This is a genomic window from Puia sp. (assembly GCF_036500295.1).
In the GTDB taxonomy this organism is placed as follows: domain Bacteria; phylum Bacteroidota; class Bacteroidia; order Chitinophagales; family Chitinophagaceae; genus Puia.
Window position 1 is genome coordinate 112906 of record NZ_DASYCH010000125.1, and the last position, 15964, is coordinate 128869.

Sequence of the window (15964 nt, forward strand, 5' to 3'; positions counted from 1 at the left end):
GGCTTATGGCAGACATGGTCGAATTGAAGGGAAGGGTTGTGATGAGGAAATTCGCGGAAGGCTCTAAGTCGGAGCATGACGCGGTCTTCCTGGAAACGGATGGCAATTCCTACCACCTGCGGCGGCTGGGCGGCAATCCATTCGATGATCCCACGCTAAAAGCCATGGTCGGGAAGACCATCAGTGCCCGGGGACTGCTCAACGACGAGCTTTTCATTGCACATGAGATAAATGAAGGGTAGCAACCGCTATCAGTTGGCGGGCGCGCGGACATAGAGTTCGAGGAGGGTTCTTACTTCCTCGATCCGGAAGGGCTTGGCCAGGAAGTTATTCATACCCGCCGCCAGACAGCGGTCCTTGTCCTCTTTCATCGCGTCCGCCGTCAGGGCGACGATGGGGATGTCACATTTGGGGTTTGCCAGCTCCCTGATACGCTGGGTAGCCTCAAAGCCGTCCATCTCGGGCATGTTGATATCCATAAAGATGAGACAGGGTGAATGTGTCTCCAGCCGGATCAGCGCCTCCTTGCCGTGGGTCGCGCCGATAACCGAGAAACCCATCTTGCCCAGCACCTCGGAAATGAGCAGCATATTGATCGCGTCATCCTCCACCACCATAATACTGTGTTGCAGATCGCTGATGGGTGCGATGCCATGCCCGTTGTTCTCCGCCAGCGGCGTATTCCGTTCTTCAAAAATGCCGGCCAGTATCTGGTTCAGCTGTTCGACACGCACCGGCTTTGTCAGGAACATATCGATCCCGATGTCTCTCGCCTCCTCCCTGTAGATGTTTCTCTCGATGGAGGAGAGCATCAGGATAAAGGGTTGTTTTCGGCCGGTGAGCATGGACTTGATCTCCCGGACAAGGGTAATACCGTCCATGCCGGGCATCTGGTAGTCGGTGACGATGAGGTCGAACGATCTGTTCTGTCGACGGTGGGCTGAAAGGATGCTTAACGCCTCCTGTCCGCTGGTGGCTGTCATACAGCCCACTTCCATCTGGCGGAAGATATCCTGCAACAGCCGGCAGTTGGAGGCATTGTCATCCACAATCAGGATATTATGCAGCGCGGATCGGCGTACCGGCTGAGGAACCGGCGCCTCGCTGACGGCCTGCAGGTTCAGACTAAGGGTAAAGGTAGTTCCTTTGCCAACCGTACTCTCCACGGTGAGATGGCCATGCATCATTTCCGCCAGGGTCTTTGCGATGGTAAGGCCGAGACCCGTGCCGCCATATTTCCGCGTTGTCGAAGAGTCTCCCTGCGTAAAGCTCTCGAAGATGGTGTCCAGCTTGTCCGCCGGAATGCCGATACCCGTGTCCTGTACGAGGATCGAGATGTTCTCTTCCTTCTTCACCAGGACGATGACCTCGCCCTTATCGGTGAACTTGATCGCATTCCCGATCAGGTTGACCAGGATCTGCTGGATGCGCAGGCTGTCGCCCCGGAACAGTTCCGGCAGGCGAGGGTCTATTTCGCAGATGACCTCGAGCCCTTTTTCAAATCCTTTTATGGCCAGCATGCCGACGGTTTCCTCCACCATATGGGCAAGATTGAACTCGATGTCGTCGAGCAGGAGCTTTCCCGCTTCGATCTTGGAGTAGTCGAGAACGGCGTTGATCAGTCCAAGGAGATTATAGCCGGCACGGCTGACGTGTTCGATATAGTCCCGCTGAAGTTGCTGGAGCGGTGTCGACAGCACCAGATCGGTAAATCCGATGATGGCATTCAGGGGTGTCCGGAGTTCATGGCTCATATTGGCGAGAAACTCGCTTTTGGCCTTGTTGGCCAGTTCGGCTTCTTCGCGGGCCTTACGTTCTTCCGCGATGGAGAAGGTGAGCTGGGCCGTTCTTTCCTGCACTTCCCATTGCAGCTGTTTGCGATGGGACCGGATGTTCCGCAGTCTTAACCGGTGGATGCCAAGCGCCAGGGCGATGACGGCAAGTATCGCCAGCACCCGGAACCAGGTCGCCATCCAAAAAGGCGGGATGATGGTGAACCGGAGCGTCGTGGGCGTGGCCAGCCAGTTGCCGTCCCCCTTCATTGCGTTTACCAGGAAAGTATAGGTACCCGGATCAAGATTGGTATAGGTGACGGCATGTTTTGTGCTGGTGTAGGTCCATTCCTTGTCGAACCCTTCGAGCATATACCGGTATTGCCGGCTATTGGGTTCCGTATAGTTCAGCGAGGCGAATTCGAAGGTGATGACCGAGCTTTTATAGTCGAGCTTTAACTCCTTTGTCTCGGTGATATCCGATGTCAACGGTGAAGGGTGCCGATCCGTAGAAACAGGGACCTCCTTGTTGAATATCTGGAAGCCGGTGATGACCAGGGGTGGATTAAAGGTATTCTCCTGTATGCTGTCGGGATAAAAGGCGTTGAATCCGTTGACCCCGCCGAAATACATTCTTCCGGTCCGGCTTTTAAAGGCAGCATGTGCTTTAAAATCGTTGGCCTGCAGACCGTCGTCGGCGGTGAAGGTCTTGATCTTCTTTGTCCGGGGGTCAAACTTCACCAAACCTTTGTTGGTGCTCACCCAATAGGCGCCCTTGTCATCCTCCAACACCCCATAAATGACCGATCCCGGAAGCCCCTCCTTGACGGAATATACGGTTATGTGACCGGTGGTGTGGTCCAGGCGATTCAATCCTTCCGCGGTTCCGACCCAGATATCGCCGGCACTGTCCTCGGAAATGCAGTTGATGGAATTACTGCTCAGACTGCCGGTGCCGGCCTCATGGCGGTAATGGGTGAAGCTATTGGCTTTTACATCGAAGCGGTCGAGCCCGCCGTCAAAAGTGCCTACCCATAGGATGCCTTTGCTGTCCGCGAGCAGGGCGTGAACGCGGTCGCTCGTGATACTGTTTTCGTGAGCGGGATCATGGCGGTAATGGATAAACCGATGGCTTGCTTCGTCGAACCGATCGAGGCCCTGACCATAAGTGCCTATCCAGATATTGCCGTCCCGGTCCCGGGCGAGATCATATACGTTATTGCCGGCCAGACTGGCCGGATCTTCCGGATGGTTTTTATACTGCGTGAACCGCGTCATCGACCGATCGATAACGGTGATGCCTCCACCCCATGTTCCGGCCCAGAGGTTGCCGTGACGGTCTTCCTTTAGACCCAGCACATAATTCCCGCTCATGCCGCCGGGCTTTGCCGGATCGTTTGTGAAGTGCCTGAATTCACCGGTACGGCGATCCAGGAGGTCGAGTCCACCACCGTCCGTGCCCACCCAGAGATTGTTCCGTGAATCTTCCAGGATATCGAGCACGTTATTGTTGCTCAGGCTACCCGGTTTGGTGGAATGCCGGTAGTGCAGGAAATTATCGTTATCCCTGGCGAAGAGGTTGGTGCCGGCGCCATAGGTCCCCAGCCACATATTTCCCTGCTTGTCCTTGTAGACATAGTCAACGGAGTTGTTGGAAAGGCTGCTCTTGTCGATATCATCCTGGTAATAGACGCTGTAGGATTCCGCCGAGGGTCCGATGATGACGAGTCCGCCATTGTCGGTGCCCACCCAGAGATTGCCCTCGTCGTCAGAGGCCAGGGCCTGGACCATGTTCTCCTTTAGTTTTCCCGTTGGCTTCCCGCTGAAAAAATGCCGGAAGCTGCCCTTTCTATCGGTCATCAGGTCCAGGCCGCCACCGAGCGTCCCGATCCAGAGCCGATGGCTGGGGTCTTCATAAATGCTTTTTACGGCGTTGGAACCCAGGGAAGAAGTATCCCGATCGCTGTGGACATAGCGCGTGAATTTATCGGTTTTGCCGTCAAACTGATAGAGCCCGCCATTAGCCGTGCCTACCCAATATTCATGGTGGCTGTCCTCGAGGATCGTGTATATATCCAGGTCGGCCAGCCCGGCGGGGTTTCGCGAGTCGGCATAGTAACAGATATGCTTCCCCGTTACCGGATCGACCTTATATAAACCTTCGCCGTCGGTGCAGATCCAGATATTACCTTCCGAATCCTGCAGCAGATAGTTGACGAAGGTGTTGGTGAACGTAGTGTCGATCAGCGTAAATTGCCGTTTGTTACGATCGTAGCGGTTGACTCCCCCACCCCATGTGCCCACCCAGATGTCGCCGTTCCTGTCCTCCAGGAGTGAGGTGATAAAATTATTGCTGACAGAATGTTTGTCTACCTCGAGATTCTTATAGACGGTGAAGTTGTATCCGTCGTATTTGTTAAGCCCATCGCGGGTTCCGAACCACATAAAACCCCGCTTGTCCTGCAGGATGCAGGTCACGTTTGTTTGCGACAGGCCAGCCTCCGTGCCGATGTGTTTCAGCTTTAACCCTTCGATCTGACCGAAGGCGGTTATGGATATGGCCTGCAATAGTAGGAGTAGACGGTAAGGGGTCATAGTATTACTCCCTATTCCAACACATTAAAACAATTCTTATTGTGGCGGAGCATGCAAATATTTTAGCATACGGCTCCGTAAACGACCCGTCGTTAAGAGGAAACCCCTAATTTTTGATCAGGAAATACGATGAGCGTTAGCCCTTTACCGTGATGAGGTTCTGCTCTTTTGGGGTCAGGGATCCAAACGGCGTACAGCATTCGGGCGGAAGGCCGTTTTCGCGGAGCAGCTGTTCCACCTCCGGTGCCCCTTCCGGAGTGACGGCGATCAGCAGGCCACCGCTTGTTTGCGGGTCGGCGAGAAGGTGTTTTTGTTCTTCGGAAGCCAGCTTCACTTTGTTGCCATAGCTTGCCCAGTTGCGGTTCGTGCCGCCGGGGATGCAGCCCTGCTCCAGATAGTGGCCGATGGAAGCGATTGCCGGCACTTTTTGGAGTTCGATAGTTGCCGAAAGTCCGCTTCCTTCACACATCTCCGTCAGATGACCGAGGAGGCCGAAGCCCGTCACGTCGGTCATGGCCTTTACCGCTTCTATCTTACCCAGCGGCTCCCCCAATTTGTTGAGGGTGACCATGGACCGTAAGGCAATCGCGGCATCTTCGGCAGCGAGGAGACCTCGCTTTTGCGCCGTCGAAAGGATGCCTACACCAAGCGCCTTTGTGAGGTAAAGAAGACAGCCGGCTGTTGCCGTCGAATTGCGCTTTACCTGCGTCGTGCGGACGAGTCCGTTTACGGCCAGGCCGAAAACGGGTTCGGGGCAGTCGATGCTATGCCCCCCGGCCAGGCTGATCCCAGCTTCGGCACAGATGGTTCGTGCGCCTTCCAGCACTTTTTGAGCGGCTTCCGGGGGCAGCTTATCCACCGGCCAGCCCAGGATGGCGATGGCCAACACCGGCCGGCCGCCCATCGCATATACGTCACTGATGGCGTTGGCCGAGGCGATCCGGCCGAAGTCGAAGGCGTCGTCCACGATCGGCATAAAGAAATCGGTCGTCGAGATGAGGGCGTTGCCGTCACCAAGATCCCACACCGCCGCGTCGTCACGTTTGTCGTTGCCCACCAGGAGGCGCGGATCGGCGGAGAAATGGAGGCCGCCATGCAGGATCTTATCGAGAATGGCCGGGCTGATCTTGCATCCGCAGCCGGCGCCATGCGAGTATTGGGTCAGTTTTATTTCCATGCGATGTCGGGGATTGTGGTTGTTGCGCCTGCTGCGCCTGTTGTGCCTGCTGTGCCTGCTGTGCCTGCTGCGCTTGCTGCGCTTGTCGCGTTTGTTTGCGCGGCGGCGAGCAGAATTTTCATGTTCAGTACCGGATCGTCATCGTCGCAGGCTATCCCGATGATCCGGGATGGTTCGCGGTATTTCAGGCCTTTCCGATAGGCTTTATCATAATATCCAAGCACCTGCCGGATAAAATCCGGGATGCGGTCTTCGCGGATGGCGGCAACGGCATATTTGGTCTGTTCGGGTCCCAGCCGTTTGACGATCCGTTCCGTGCAATCGATAAGGAATTCCCGGTCGAGTGTGCCATATTCTTCCGCGAGCGCAGCCACGCGATGTTGCAGCGGCACCTGCAGATCGAAAAGGATGCCGTCGCGCAGCCGGGTCCAGAAAGGTTTTGGCAGGATGCATTTCCCGATGCTCTGGCTCTCATCTTCGATCCAAATGCGACGGCCGGCGTCCAGCACCGAGAGTCGTGCGGCGAGATCGTTCTCGAACTGCTCCTGTGTCGGCTGTACGAGCCGGTTCAGGGTGCCGTAAGTGGAGCCCTGATGCTGCGCGAGGTCTTCGAGATCGACCACCTGTTCCCCATTTTGATCGAGCCGGGCCAGGATGCGGGTCTTTCCCGATCCGGTCATGCCGCCGACAACAGCAAGCTGCCAGGGCTGCGCCAGTTTTCTCAATACCCAATGACGATAGTGCTTATAGCCGCCCTGAACGAGGAAAACCTCGAAGCCATAAAGGTCGAGAGCCCAGGCCATGGCCGCACTGCGCATGCCGCCCCGCCAGCAGTGAACGGCGATCTTTTTCGCGGGGGCGATCCCGAGGGCCTGATGGATAAAGCCCGACCATTTCGATCCCGTAAGATCGAAGCCCAGAAGGATAGCGGCTTCGCGGCCCTGTTGTTTGTAAGTGGTCCCCACGACGACTCTCTCATCGTTGCTGAACAGTGGGATGTTCTTCGCGCCGGGGATGTGCCCATGGTCGAATTCCGCCGGCGTGCGAACGTCGACGATCGGTATCGGTGAGCCGGTGAGCAATTCATCTATGGTGAGACGGCGGATCATCTTTTACTCTTCGGCGTTGGGCCGAAAAGTAAAGATCGGAAAATAACCGATGCCGTCACCCCATCAGATATTTGTTTGGAAAATGCTGTCCCAGCCCGGCTCCGTACCGTGGAGATAATACAAATAGACGAGGCCGATACCGGCAATGCCTTCCAGGAGTCCATATGAAATGGTGTTGACCAGTTTCCGCTCGTCCTCATCAAAGCTGCAATAGGCGTAGCCGCCCGGGAATTTACCGGGTTGATAGTAGTGCTGCATGGTCAGCTTTAGCCAATTTTCGGCAGCATCCCTGAACCGCGGATTCCGGGTCGCCTGATACAAACGATGGTATTGATGAACGAGACCTACGGTCCCATGGCAGAAGGGTGCGTCTTCACAGCCCGCATATTCGAAGGGGATCGCGGTTGTTCTTAACGCGATGGCGATCCCTTTTTGCCGCCATTCCGGCTGACCGAGGGCCCGGCCGCAGTGGATGAGCGCGAGCGCCATACCCAGATCGCCATAACACCAACCGTGACGCCAGGAAGGCTGAAAGGCTGTCTTCCCGTCCTTGGCAGATGAGGCGCTTACCGAGACGGGAAAGGCATACAAGCGGTCCTTGCTGGCGCGATGCTGTAAAAGAAAATCCAGACAGGCTGGGATCAGCGAGGCGATGCTGTCTTTGCAAACGCCCAGTTCATAGACCCGGGCAAGGAAGGAGAGCAGCCCCGGCATGCCATGCGCCATGCCAAAGTTGTACGCCTGTTTTTGTTCCTGCTCCGGCCGGTTGGAAGTCCAAACGCGTTGGCCGTTGTATTCGATGCTCAGCGATTCGATATGGCCGACGATCTTTTCGAGATACTTTGTTTCGCCGGTGGCCTTGTGTCTTTCCAGGAAATAGATCCCGAGTCCCACCAACCCGTAGACCGGGTCCCAAGTGCCTAGGACCTGATCGCGGTCGGCGCCGGCAATGACCACCCGGTCGAGTTCATTGAGGTCGAGGCCTTCGGAGGGATCGATCGATCCGTTATTGCACAGATGCTGGAAGACGAATCCGATCCCCGCCTTTCCCGAAGAAAGGCTATGGGACAAATCCTTTCGCGTCAGGCTCTCTCTCAATTCCTCCAGATAGCCATGGGTGATGGCTTCATATCCGTCGCCGGGAAAGGTCTTCGCCAGATAGGCGAACAGCAGCGTGATCCCCGCGCGGCCGTTGAACAGCCCGAATGATCTTACCCTGTTTTTGTTGTGATAAAGAGCTCCCGCTATCGAGGTGATCTGCTGATGCAGGGAATAGTCTGCCGATGCAGACCTGCTGGTGATCTTGCGTGTGTATGACATGATATTGACTTTAGCAGGGAGGGGCAGATTGCTGGAGCAAATAAAATAAAAAAGAACCGCTTAAGGAAAGCGGTTCTAAGGATCGGCGTGTCTGGTTTTGGGAACGGCGAGGTTGTCACTGCCCGAGGATGAGCTCATGTTAGTTTATCCAGTTGTTTCACTTTTAGAAAGTCTCGAACATGCATATGCCTGATGCCTTTATGTGTGTTTCCTTTGAAATCATCTTCACTTATCACTATTTTCGGATAGTTATCGGGAATGGCGAGTAAGTTTCCAAATTCCCGATCGATCGTTTCTTGTCCGTCGAGGCGAAGCGCAACTTGAATATAAACTCGCTCATTGTCCCGTTCGCACACAAAATCAATCTCTTTCGTATGGAGCGTCCCCACATCGACATGGTATCGTAAATACAGGAGATGGTTGAAAACGATATTTTCCAGGAGTTTCCCCCGGTCTTTCAGTTGGTAACCTATAATTGCATTTCGTATACCCGTATTTTCAAAATAGAATTTACTGCCGATTTCGAATCTTCTACGCCCGATAAGATCATACCGGCTGGCCTCGTGTATGATATAAGCATTTGCCAGGTGGGCGCAGTATTGTTGGATCTGATTGGGGGCAATGTTTGTTTGTTGTGACTTCAGGAAATCACTTATTCGCTTTGCAGAAAATAGACTGCCGATATTGTCCGCCAGAAATTCTATCAATTTTTCAAGAAATTGATTGTTTCGAAGGTTATAGCGGCTTACTACATCTTTGTATATGATGGTATTGTAGATGCTATTCAGATATTCGAAAGAGTTATCTGAAAGTCCTAAGTGGATGAGATATGGCAATCCACCGAATTTGACATAAGATTCCAGGCTTTGATCATTGTCATCCAATTTGTGGAACTGAAGAAACTCCACATAAGATAAACTGTATACCGTAAATTCTATATATCGACCGCTTAAATACGTGGCTAACTCGCCAGATAGAAGTTTAGCATTGCTTCCAGTAATATAGATATCGTTCTTCTCATTCAAAAGAAGGGATCGTAATGCTTTTTCAAATTCGATAATATCCTGTATCTCATCTATGAAAATGTAGTTCGTCCCATTGATTTTTGATTTCGACAAAATATAGTCATTCAAGCCAGCAGCATCTTTGATCGTATCAAATTGCAGATCTTCCTTATTGATATAAATGATATTTGCTTTGGGGTCCTCTTTTTTAAAAAAATCAATCAGCTGAAAGAGTAGATAACTTTTCCCCACACGACGTTGTCCCGAAAGAACCTTTATAAGATTCTTTCGCATAAACGGCTGTATTTGTCGCAAATAGGTATCTCTTGAGACGATCGACTGCGGGAAATTCATTATAACTATACTTTTAATTTATACTAAAATATATAAATTTATACGCATAATTATACAATTATTTTAATTTCAATTAATTTAATCTATAATTATAATAATAAGTAGTTGATAATTAATTGTCTATCATAAGAGTGATGCGGGATCCAGACCGATCAATTCCGCGGGGAATGGCGGCGCAGTTGACCTTTATCAGCGGCATAGCTTTGCGTGGTGATATCCCGGCAGGAATTGGGGGCCACAACGGATTTGTACAAGAAATAGCCGTAACTGTCTCTCTCCGCGTGGCCCACTCAACCGGCCTATTGTCCCTGTCTACCCTTGTATTCCTCCCTGGCTTTGGCTTTCATCTCTTCCTTCATCGTTTCATATTTCTTGTACTGATCCTTATCCAGAATTGCTTTCATCTCTTTGTCCTTATCTTTTTGCGAGGACTTCAATGCCTTGAACTTTGCAAACCTGCCATCGGCTCCGGTCCATATCTCCTGGTTCCGCTGCACATACTTTTGGTTGATCGCCTGAACCTGTGGGTACTGGTCATCGGTGAGCGACAGCTCGGTCTTCATTTTTTCGGTGAGCGCCGCTGCCCTGCCCTGGGACGTTCTTGTACTGTCGGCCGGCTGTGCCTTTGTCCCGAGGGCAAGGACCAGCAGGACGGCCGCGAGGGTTAGCCTGATTTTCATTTGTTGCTTATTTTTTGTGGTTAACGAACTACTACTACTCTGCGCACAGGCCGGACGACAACGGGGCGGATCACGACGGGCGCCAGGATCACCGGTCTTGGCCGGATGACGACCACCCGGGGTGGCGGCGGGGGAAGGATGGGGCGCAGGATCGGCCGGGGAGGCACAGGGATGCCGATGTGGACACTGACGCCCACCTGAGCGTGTGCCGACACAGCCGTCAGCGTAAGGATCATCATGATCGCGGGTAAGATTGCTTTTTTCATATACTGTTTTTATAGGGATTGGACGTTGCGGGATCGATTTGGTAATGCTGTTGCCCGCAAAACGGCCAAATGTCCGGATCAAACGGCCAAAGCCGCGATCGGGATCACCGGTGGCCGTTCTCCAGCCAACCCAGGAAGTCGCTTGCCCTCGCCTTGCTGATGACGACGGTCTCGGGTGCCCCGGGATCCAGTTTGACGACCAGTTTGCGGGCGAAGAATTTTTCGATATCCCGGATCGCATTCCGGTTGACGATAAACTGCCGGTTGGCCCGGTAAAACAGCCGGGGATCGGTGCTCTTCTCCAACTCGTCGATCCCCTGATTCAAATGATAGGATGCGCCATTCAGGAGTTTGATGGTGACGACTCCCTTGTCGTAGTAAAAAAACGCAATATCGGCGTGGTTCACCGGGATGATCTTTTCTTTATGATGCACCAGGATGGTCTTTCCGGTGGGCGGCGTGAGATGTTCTATCAGCCGGCCGATGTCGGGGTAGTTGGGGTTTCCGCCGGGGCTGAGGGAAGAGCGGAGGTTGTCCAGCTTCTGCAGAGATCGCTCCAGCCGGAGCTTGTCCACGGGTTTTAGCAGGTAGTCGATCCCGCTGGTCTCAAAGGCTTTTATCGCATATTCGTCAAAGGCCGTGCAAAAGATGATGGGGCATTTCACCTCTACCGTTTCGAATATCCGAAAACAGACGGCATCTGCCAGCTGGATATCGGAAAAGATGAGATCCGGAGACTTATTCTCCCTGAGCCATTCGATGGTTTCGGAGGCCGATGGAAGGACACCGACAATATACCAATCCGGCCGCAGGCCCAAAACGAGGGTCTTTAGTTCCTGCGCCGCTTTTCTTTCGTCTTCGATGATCAGCACTCTCATACCAAAAGGGGGATTTTTACTTTAAACTTAGACGTCTCACGGATGATGACGATCTCTTTGTCCGTGGTAAGCCGATATCGTTCTGCCAGGTTGTGCAGCCCCATGCCGTAACCGTCTTCCATGGTCAGGCGCGGGCGGAGGTCGTTTTCAACGATCAGGCTATCCCCCTTGTCGTAGATGTCGATGGAGAGTGGATCGGTGTACGAGATCGCATTATGCTTGACGGCATTTTCCACCAGCAGCTGGAGCGCAAACGGCAATATCTTCCGGTTGAGACAATCGGGGTTCAGCTGGATATTCACCTTCAGTCCTTCTTCGAACCGGGACTCCAGGATATAGATATAGCTGCGGATAAAGGCCAGTTCATCCCGGATGGAAACGATGTTTTGTTCCTGGTAGTGAAGTACGTACCGGTATACTTCGCTCAACTTCAGAATGTATTCTTTTACTGCTTCCTCGCGGGAAAGGGTGGATAAGGTATTGAGGGAGTTGAAGAGAAAATGCGGGCTGATCTGCTGGCGCATGGATGTCAACTGGGCCTGCAGGTTCTCCTGTTTGAGGTATTCGTTCTCCAGCCGGGACCGCTGCAACAGGAACAGGAGCCGGTAGTAGTAAACCGCGAACCAGGTAAGCGTGCTGACGATTAGCCCGCGGAAGATGCGGACAAACCGGGCCTGGCCGCGTTCGGGTATCCCGGTCGAATTTTTGAAGATCGGGAACGGACTTGCGATATGCAGCAACCAGGCCAGGAAGGCGATGACAGTGACGCTGACCACGATGCTGATCATGGCCTTGAGGTACCGGTTCGCGAAGGTGCCGGATCGCAGATGTAACAGGAAGAAATGATGCGTCAGCCAGTAGAACAGGAAAGTCACCGACAGATAAAGGAAATTGGCGAGGACGACCAGCGGCTGATCGATGTCGAGCCGGATGATCCTGGGCAACACGGTTGTCAGCAGCGCTATGACGAAGGCAAAGATGACGCCTACCTTGCTTTTGTAACGATCGATCATAGGGTAAAATTCCCGGTTTTTCCTTTGAGTTGTAAAAAATAACCGGCGAAGCGGCAAAAAAAGCCATCGAAACGGGCCGGTACGCCCATGAAGGAAAAAGGGAGGCCCTGCCTGCTTCGCAGTTCCTTCTGCCCGTTTTGTCCGCGACCGGCGGACGGATCTCCTGCCAATGCGTCTATCCTCCAAATCAATCTTCAACAAAAAAAAGTAGTATGAAACAGTTTTTGGTACGCCGGGGGACGCTGCTGGCGTTGTTCGTATCGGCGTTGTCCTTTTCCAATTGTCAGAAGAGCACGGGTGGGAAAAATTACCGGTACAACGGGGTGATGGATGTAGACGGATGGAACCGCAGCTACCTGTTGAATCTTCCACCCAATTTTTATGACACGACGGGATTACCCCTGGTTATCCTGCTGCATGGCTTTGCAGGCACCGCAAAACAGGCGGAGGCGGACTACGGCGTCACGGACAAGGGCAATGCGGGGCATTTTATCGTCGTTTACCCCGAAGGTATCCAGAGCGACGGCCCCTACCGTCTCCGGAGCTGGGACGCGGGGAATTGTTGTTTCGTGGCTCAAAGCAACGGCATCAACGACGTCCATTTTATCAGCAACCTGATAGACTATCTGGTGGCCAATTATAAGGTCGATCCTAAAAAGGTGTATGTGGCCGGGATGTCCAATGGCGCGATGATGGCCTATAGCCTTGCCTGCGATCTGTCCGGCAAGATCGCCGCCATTACTTCGGTCAGCGGTACGCTTATCGCTTCTTCGCCATGTACCCCATCCCGCTCCGTCCCTATCCTGGAAATTCACTCTTCACAGGATAGTAAGGTGCCCTTCAACGGCGGGTATGGAATGGACGGGGTTTGGTTCCCCGCGGTGGACTCCGGGCTGAATGTCTGGGCAGCCCTCGATACCTGCGGGGCACCGACGGCGACGCAATATACCGGCTATACCCTTACGGAATGGAAGAACAACAGCGGCAACGTGGCCATCGACTGCTACCTGACACAGGATGGCGGTCACTCCTGGCCCGGCGGGCTAAAGCCCCGCGTACAGGCCGACCCCCCCTCGGTCTATCTCAACGCCACCGACCTGATGTGGGATTTCTTTCAGCGATATACCCTACCCTGACGGGACGAGCGCTATTTTTGTATCAGCAAAAACTTATACCATGAGCGAGCAAGCGATCCTCTACAAGACCATTTCCGTCGAAGGGTTACGCATCTTTTACCGGGAGACGGGCCCCTCGGCTGCACCGACGGTCCTTTTACTGCACGGATATCCGGCCTCGTCTTTTATGTACCGGAACCTGTTCCCCGTGCTGAACCGGCATTTTCATGTCATCGCGCCCGACCTGCCGGGTTTTGGGTTCTCCGATGCACCGGGTCACGATGTCTTCGAATACAGCTTCGATCGTTTGGCCAGGGTCATGCAGGCGTTTATCGACGCCCTTGGAATGAAGCGGTTTGCGGTATATATTTTTGACTATGGCGCGCCCGTCGGTCTCCGGCTTTGCCTGGCCAACCCGGAGAAGATAGCGGGGATCATCACCCAGAATGGCAACGCCTACGAAGAGGGGCTCAGCACCGGTTGGAACACGATACAAAAATACTGGCAGGACCCATCGCAGGAGAACCGGTATGCGTTGAAGGAGTTTCTTACCCTCGGCGCTACGAAAGTTCAATACCAGCAGGGGGCGAGCGATCCGGCACTGATAGCGCCGGAAACCTATACGCTGGATCAGCATTTTCTCGACCGGCCGGGGAATGTCGAGATCCAGCTTGACCTGCTGAAAGACTACCAGAGCAATGTGCGGATGTATCCGCGTTTTCAGGAATATTTTCGCACCTCACAGCCGCCGCTGCTGGCTGTCTGGGGAAACCGCGACCCTTATTTTCTCCCGCAGGGAGCGGAGGCGTACAAACGCGACAACCCCAATGCTACGGTTAAATTCTATGACACCGGGCATTTTGCGTTGGAAACGCATGCCGCGGCAATCGGGCAGGATGTGCTCGGCTTTTTGCAGAAGCTGTTCCCCGTCGCCGGGGGGGTCCATCCGGCGGACGTCGTCGTCAGGGCAAGTCCGTATTCCGTGAAGGAGTCGATCTCCCGGCTGCAGGACTTTTTGAAGCAGCAGGGGGTTACTATCTACGCCCGGATCGACCAGCAGCGGGAGTTGGCCAGGGTGGGTTTGCCGGTCGGGGCGCTGGAATACCTGTTGTTCGGAAATCCGAAAGGAGGAGGGCCGGTGATGCAGGAGAACCCGGTGGCGGCAATCGCCTTACCGTTAAAGGTCATCGCCTGGGAAGATGCCGCGAAGAAAGTATGGGTAGCCTATTATTCGGGTGATTCGGTGGCGGCGTCTTTTGGCATCTCTGCCAGGGCGGCGGCCCCCCTGCATATCGATGGGCTCATCGATAAACTCTTTTGACCTCAGGTAGTTGAAGCAGGAGGGGCCGCGCCAGCCCGGCCGGCTATCTGCTGTTTTGATATAGATGTGTTTTTCACTGCGAGAGCTTATTAAAGATATAGTAACTTTAAAGAAAAAAATGGGAAACAGGGGACTGCTATTTATCCCGGATATCAGCGGTTTTACCCGGTTTGTGAACGAGACGGATATCGATCACAGCCGACTGATCATCCAGGAGCTGTTGGAAACGCTGATCAGCACGAACCGGTCCGGGCTCGAAGTGTCGGAGATCGAAGGGGATGCCATCTTGTTCTACAAGTTTGGGGATGTCCCCGGGATAAACGAGCTATACAAGCAGGTGGAGGCGATGTTCTGCGGGTTTCACCGGCATCTTAGCGCTTATGATAACACCCGGTTCTGCCAGTGCAAGGCCTGTAATTCCGCAAGCGGACTTACGCTGAAGATCATCACCCACTATGGAGAGTTCACGGGGTATAATGTAAGCACCTTCAGCAAGCTGATCGGGAAAGACGTCATCGTCGCACATCAGTTGCTGAAGAACGATATCGATCAGCATGAATATTGGCTGGTGACCGACCCGCTTGTCATGAACAAGCCGTTATCCGGTCCGGCGCCATGGATGGAATGGACCAGCAGCGCCAAGCAAACGGAATCCGGGGAGATCCCTTTCCAATATGTGCAGCTGGGTGAGTTGAAGCAATCCATCGAACCCGATCCCTTCCCGACCTCTGAATTTGCACGGCGGGTCAAAGAGTTCTCGGTTAGCCGGGAGTACGACGCCGAAATGATCCCGTTGCTGCATGCCGCCGGCAATCTCAGGTACCGGCATCGCTGGCAGGAGGGGGTGAAGAAGGTGGAGGAACTAAACCACTGGCTGCCCAGGGTGGGGATGCGCAGCCGGTTCATCCTTGAAGAGGGAGAGACCATCGTCCGGGCGAGCAGCTATCTGTTTCGACCCGAACACATCGAGTTTAGCGAGACCGACGAAAGCTCGCAGGACCTGCTTTTTTTTACGATCGAAAAGCTGGCGCCCGGCCGTTGCCGCCTTACGATCGACTATTACCGGATGAAAGGCCTGTTGGGGGGATTGCTTTTTGACCTTACCCGAAAGAAAAAACTGGAAGGGTCTTTCCAGCGAGGGCTGGAGAAGATCGGTGACTTGGTAAAGGAGATACCGGATTATGTCATGGACATGCATGTGCAGTGACCCCGCGGCGAGAATGAAAATTCGTATCTTTCAGCGATGAGAACGGCTTTGTTTGCCCTTTACTTTCTCGTGACGATGGGTGACGTTCAGGGAAACCCCCGCGATACTTTATTTCCCCTGAGGCGCATCCCGCTGAATTTTCCCGGGGCCGGG

Annotated in this window: 13 protein-coding genes; 4 read left to right on the forward strand and 9 right to left on the reverse strand. The window is 53.7% G+C overall.

All coding sequences use genetic code 11. The annotated features are described in order from the left end of the window. Positions 1–5: 5 nt before the first annotated feature. Entirely contained in the window at positions 6–242 is a 237-nt protein-coding gene (locus tag VGM48_RS23205; protein WP_331583028.1) for a hypothetical protein, read from the forward strand. Positions 243–251: 9 nt separating this feature from the next. On the opposite strand, the gene VGM48_RS23210 is transcribed toward VGM48_RS23205, so the two are convergent. From VGM48_RS23210 to VGM48_RS23250, 9 genes are all read right to left on the reverse strand, one after another. Next, on the reverse strand, positions 252–4367 hold the full coding sequence (locus tag VGM48_RS23210; protein ID WP_331583030.1) for a hybrid sensor histidine kinase/response regulator: 4116 nt from the start codon (positions 4365–4367) through the stop codon (positions 252–254). A 136-nt stretch (positions 4368–4503) separates the two neighbouring features. Continuing rightward, positions 4504–5544 carry a selenide, water dikinase SelD gene (selD, locus tag VGM48_RS23215; protein ID WP_331583032.1) on the reverse strand — a complete coding sequence of 347 codons (1041 nt, stop codon included), beginning with the start codon at positions 5542–5544 and terminating at the stop codon, positions 4504–4506. Next, positions 5535–6653: a tRNA 2-selenouridine(34) synthase MnmH gene (mnmH, locus tag VGM48_RS23220; protein ID WP_331583034.1), complete on the reverse strand. Its 1119-nt coding sequence runs from the start codon at positions 6651–6653 to the stop codon at positions 5535–5537. The genes selD and mnmH overlap by 10 nt, the downstream gene beginning before the upstream one ends. A gap of 63 nt (positions 6654–6716) precedes the next feature. After that, positions 6717–7973 (reverse strand): lanthionine synthetase C family protein, encoded by a 1257-nt coding sequence (locus VGM48_RS23225; RefSeq protein WP_331583036.1) that lies wholly within the window; start codon positions 7971–7973, stop codon positions 6717–6719. 134 nt (positions 7974–8107) lie between these two features. Further along, positions 8108–9271 (reverse strand): ATP-binding protein, encoded by a 1164-nt coding sequence (locus VGM48_RS23230; protein ID WP_331583038.1) that lies wholly within the window; start codon positions 9269–9271, stop codon positions 8108–8110. Between the two features lie 359 nt (positions 9272–9630). Continuing rightward, a complete protein-coding gene (locus tag VGM48_RS23235; protein ID WP_331583040.1) occupies positions 9631–10011 on the reverse strand; it encodes a hypothetical protein in 381 nt (126 codons plus the stop codon). Between the two features lie 20 nt (positions 10012–10031). Beyond that, entirely contained in the window at positions 10032–10277 is a 246-nt protein-coding gene (locus VGM48_RS23240; RefSeq protein ID WP_331583042.1) for a hypothetical protein, read from the reverse strand. Positions 10278–10381: 104 nt separating this feature from the next. Then, the gene (locus VGM48_RS23245; RefSeq protein ID WP_331583044.1) at positions 10382–11155 is read right to left on the reverse strand and encodes a LytTR family DNA-binding domain-containing protein; all 774 of its coding nucleotides are present in this window, start codon (positions 11153–11155) and stop codon (positions 10382–10384) included. Next, positions 11152–12168 (reverse strand): sensor histidine kinase, encoded by a 1017-nt coding sequence (locus tag VGM48_RS23250; RefSeq protein WP_331583046.1) that lies wholly within the window; start codon positions 12166–12168, stop codon positions 11152–11154. Before VGM48_RS23250 ends, VGM48_RS23245 begins: the two co-directional genes overlap by 4 nt. A gap of 212 nt (positions 12169–12380) precedes the next feature. Between VGM48_RS23250 and VGM48_RS23255 the strand changes: the two genes are divergently transcribed. The 3 genes from VGM48_RS23255 (at position 12381) to VGM48_RS23265 (ending at position 15811) form a co-directional block, all read left to right on the forward strand. Further along, positions 12381–13304: an alpha/beta hydrolase family esterase gene (locus VGM48_RS23255; protein WP_331583048.1), complete on the forward strand. Its 924-nt coding sequence runs from the start codon at positions 12381–12383 to the stop codon at positions 13302–13304. A gap of 40 nt (positions 13305–13344) precedes the next feature. Continuing rightward, complete coding sequence (locus tag VGM48_RS23260) at positions 13345–14604, forward strand: alpha/beta fold hydrolase (protein WP_331583050.1); 1260 nt, start codon at positions 13345–13347, stop codon at positions 14602–14604. A 118-nt stretch (positions 14605–14722) separates the two neighbouring features. After that, on the forward strand, positions 14723–15811 hold the full coding sequence (locus VGM48_RS23265; protein WP_331583053.1) for a DUF2652 domain-containing protein: 1089 nt from the start codon (positions 14723–14725) through the stop codon (positions 15809–15811). Positions 15812–15964: the final 153 nt, after the last annotated feature.

Excerpts from the sequence above, each read along its gene's own strand:
- VGM48_RS23245 (WP_331583044.1), bottom strand. The coding sequence starts at position 11,155 with ATGAGAGTGCTGATCATCGAAGACGAAAGAAAAGCGGCGCAGGAACTA.
- VGM48_RS23235 (WP_331583040.1), bottom strand. The coding sequence starts at position 10,011 with ATGAAAATCAGGCTAACCCTCGCGGCCGTCCTGCTGGTCCTTGCCCTC.
- selD (WP_331583032.1), bottom strand. The coding sequence starts at position 5,544 with ATGGAAATAAAACTGACCCAATACTCGCATGGCGCCGGCTGCGGATGC.
- VGM48_RS23230 (WP_331583038.1), bottom strand. The coding sequence starts at position 9,271 with ATGCGAAAGAATCTTATAAAGGTTCTTTCGGGACAACGTCGTGTGGGG.
- VGM48_RS23265 (WP_331583053.1), top strand. The coding sequence starts at position 14,723 with ATGGGAAACAGGGGACTGCTATTTATCCCGGATATCAGCGGTTTTACC.
- VGM48_RS23255 (WP_331583048.1), top strand. The coding sequence starts at position 12,381 with ATGAAACAGTTTTTGGTACGCCGGGGGACGCTGCTGGCGTTGTTCGTA.
- VGM48_RS23205 (WP_331583028.1), top strand. The coding sequence starts at position 6 with ATGGCAGACATGGTCGAATTGAAGGGAAGGGTTGTGATGAGGAAATTC.
- VGM48_RS23260 (WP_331583050.1), top strand. The coding sequence starts at position 13,345 with ATGAGCGAGCAAGCGATCCTCTACAAGACCATTTCCGTCGAAGGGTTA.
- VGM48_RS23225 (WP_331583036.1), bottom strand. The coding sequence starts at position 7,973 with ATGTCATACACACGCAAGATCACCAGCAGGTCTGCATCGGCAGACTAT.
- VGM48_RS23210 (WP_331583030.1), bottom strand. The coding sequence starts at position 4,367 with ATGACCCCTTACCGTCTACTCCTACTATTGCAGGCCATATCCATAACC.
- mnmH (WP_331583034.1), bottom strand. The coding sequence starts at position 6,653 with ATGATCCGCCGTCTCACCATAGATGAATTGCTCACCGGCTCACCGATA.
- VGM48_RS23250 (WP_331583046.1), bottom strand. The coding sequence starts at position 12,168 with ATGATCGATCGTTACAAAAGCAAGGTAGGCGTCATCTTTGCCTTCGTC.
- VGM48_RS23240 (WP_331583042.1), bottom strand. The coding sequence starts at position 10,277 with ATGAAAAAAGCAATCTTACCCGCGATCATGATGATCCTTACGCTGACG.